This is a genomic window from Methylobacterium sp. WL116 (assembly GCF_008039455.1).
In the GTDB taxonomy this organism is placed as follows: domain Bacteria; phylum Pseudomonadota; class Alphaproteobacteria; order Rhizobiales; family Beijerinckiaceae; genus Methylobacterium.
Window position 1 is genome coordinate 1 of record NZ_VRUV01000519.1, and the last position, 3,114, is coordinate 3,114.

A 3,114-nucleotide genomic window follows, 5' to 3' on the forward strand; every position below is an offset into this window, starting at 1 on the left:
CCGTCCTATGCCGGCTCGAAGTTCCCGCTCTCGACCTACCTCGCCGCCCGCGTCCGCGCGATCATCGCCGACCCGTTCGAGTGGGACCGGCTGCCGCGCCCGGGGTCGGCTCGTGGCGGAGGGTGAGGCCGCCGAGCGTCATCACCTCGGCGTAGCGACCGCCGACGCCCTCGCTCACGGCCGCGTCGTGGTTGCCGGCGATCCAGACCCAGTCGCGGCCCTGCTGCAGGGCGGCGACCATCGCCCGGTCGCCGGGCTCCATCCGCTCGGGGCCGCGAAAATCGTGGAAGCTGTCGCCGAGCGCCACGATGCAGGCCGGGTCGAAGCGCGCCACCGCCTCGTGCAGGCAGGCCAGCGTCTCGCGGGTGTCGTAGGGCGGCAGGAACTGGCCGGTGCGGGCGGCGTAGGCCGAGCCCTTCTCGAGGTGGAGGTCGGAGACGATCAGCGTGCGGTGATCGGCGAGCCACAGGCCGCCGCACCGGTCGAGGGTGAGGGTCTCGCCGGACAGCTGCAGGCCGGGGGATTTTTGAGTCTTCTCGAGTCTCAGGCCGAGCGCCAAGATGGTGTCCTCGTCGGTGGGGGAGGGCGGCGTCACCCCAGCGCCTCCTCGAGAAGCTGGGCCTCGGCCTCGGCCAGGATCTCGTCGGCGCCCTCGCCGTAGACCCGTTCGCGCCCGATCTCCAGCATCACGGAGACCGAGAGCGGCGAGACCCGGTCGAGGGCCTTGTGGGTGATTCGCCCCTGGATGCGCTCCAACATCATGCCGAGCCGCCTCACGTCGAGGAGTCCGGTTGCCGCATCCTGGCGCGCGGCGCGCATCAGCAGGTGGTCGGGCTGGTGCTTGCGCAGCACGTCGTAGATCAGGTCGGTGGAGATCGTGACCTGCCGGCCGGTCTTCTTCATGCCGGGATGGCGGCGCTCGATCAGCCCGGCGATGACCGCGCATTGGCGGAAGGTGCGCTTCATCATCGAGGATTCGTCGAGCCAGGCGTCGAGGTCGTCGCCGAGCATGTCCTGGGCGAACAGGTCTTCGAGGAAGGCGGGATCCCGGGCGATCCGCTCGGACAGGTCGCGGGTCATGAAGATCGCGATGCCGTAATCGTTGGCGGCGAAGCCCAGCGGGCGCAGGCCGGCCCGCTCCAGCCGCCGGGTCAGCAGCATGCCGAGCGTCTGGTGCGCGAGCCGGCCCTCGAACGGGAACGCCGTGAGGTAGTGGCGCCCGGCCCGCGGGAAGGTCTCGACCAGGAGGTCGCGCTCGCCCGGCAGCAGCGAGCGGCTGCGCTGGAGGAGCAGGTAGTCGGCGACCTGGCGCGGCAGCCGGTCCCACTCGAACGGGTCGGCGATGATCGCGCGGACGCGGGCGGCGAGGTAGGTCGAGAGCGGGAACTTCGAGCCGGCATAGGACGGGATCGCCGGGTCGGTCCCGGGCCCGGCGCGCGTGGCCATCGCCTCGTCCTCGGCCAGGCCCTCGAAGCGCAGCACCTCGCCCGCGAACAGGAAGGTGTCGCCCGGCGTCAGCGTGTCGGCGAAGTCCTCCTCGATCTCGCCGAGCACCCGGCCGGTCTTCGGCAGCACGGTGTTGGGCTTGCCCCGCATCGCTCGCGCGAGGCGGACCTTCACCTTGGCCGCCTCGACGATGGTGCCGATGTTCATCCGATACTGCTGGGCGACGCGCGCGTCGCGCACCCGCCACAGCCCGTCCGGCCCGCGCAGGATCTTGGCGAAGCGCTCGTAGGCGCGCAGCGCGTAGCCGCCGGTAGCGACGTAGTCGACGACCGCCTCGAAATCCTCCCAGGACAGGGTGGCGTAGGGGGCGGCCGAGATCACCTCGTCGTAGAGCGCCACCGGGTCGAACGCGTCGGCGCAGGCCATGCCGAGCACGTGCTGGGCGAGCACGTCCGGCGCGCCGAGGCGGGCGTCGGGCGTGTCCTGCGCCGCCTCCTCGACCGCGTCGAGCGCCGCTTGGCATTCCAGGATCTCGAAGCGGTTGCCGGGGACGAGGTAGGCCTTCGACGGCTCGTCCATGCGGTGGTTGGCGCGCCCGATCCGCTGCATGATCCGGCTCGCCCCCTTCGGCGCGCCGACGTTGACCACGAGGTCGACGTCGCCCCAATCGATGCCGAGGTCCAGCGTCGCGGTGCAGACGATCGCCCGGAGCGAGCCCGCCGCCATCGCCGCCTCGACCCGGCGGCGCTGGGTGGCGTCGAGGGAGCCGTGATGGAGCGCGATCGGGAGCACGTCGTCGTTGAGCCGCCACAGCTCCTGGAAGGTGTACTCCGCCTGGAGCCGGGTGTTGACGAAGACCAGCACCGTGCGGTGCGCCCGGATCAGGTCGTAGATCGCCGGCATGGAATGCCACGCGGTGTGCCCGGCGAGCGGCAGGGTCTTGCCGGTGTCGAGCAGGTGCAGGTCGGGCGCCGCGCCGCCGGCGACGACGACGAGGTCGGCCATGCGTGGACCTTCCCCTCCCCCCCCTGCGGGGGAGGGTGGGCCTCGCGTGAGCGAGGGTCGGGAGAGGGGAGCGACATTTCCGGAAGCGGCGCTCCCCTCTCCCGACTTGCTTCCCTGGCCACCCTCCCCCGCAGGGGGGAGAGGGAAGGCGGCGTTCTGCGGCACGAGGTACTTCCGCAGCTCGTCCGGCTCGCGCACCGTCGCCGACAGCCCGATCGCGGTGAGGCCGGGGCTGAGGCGGTGCAGGCGGGCGAGCGCCAGGGACAGCAGGTCGCCGCGCTTCGAGGTGACGAGGGCGTGGAGCTCGTCGAGGACGACGCAGCGCAGCCCGGAGAAGAACTCGGTCGCCTCGCGGTGGGCGATGAGCAGGGCGAGCTGCTCGGGCGTGGTCAGCAGGATGTCCGGCGGCCGCTCGATCTGGCGGGTGCGCTTGTGCGACGGGGTATCGCCGGTGCGGGTCTCGATCCGCAGCGACAGGCCGATGCCCTCCACCGGCGCGTCGAGGTTGCGGGCGATGTCGACGGCGAGCGCCTTCAGCGGCGAGATGTAGAGGGTGTGGAGCCGGCGCCCGGAGGGCTTCGCCCGGCTCTGCGACAGCGCGACCAGGCTCGGCAGGAAGCCGGCGAGCGTCTTGCCGGCGCCGGTCGGGGCGACGAGCAGCGC

The 3,114-nt window shown here is 72.2% G+C and carries 1 protein-coding gene and 1 pseudogene; both read right to left on the reverse strand.

Annotation, left to right across the window (positions count from 1 at the left end; translation table 11 throughout):
- Window positions 1-85 precede the first annotated feature (85 nt).
- Window positions 86-559, reverse strand: a pseudogene (locus tag FV223_RS23835) (metallophosphoesterase); the annotation flags it as partial.
- Window positions 560-591: 32 nt separating this feature from the next.
- Window positions 592-3,114 (reverse strand): ligase-associated DNA damage response DEXH box helicase (locus FV223_RS23840; RefSeq protein WP_246689779.1); only part of this gene is annotated, 2,523 nt, incomplete at its 5' end.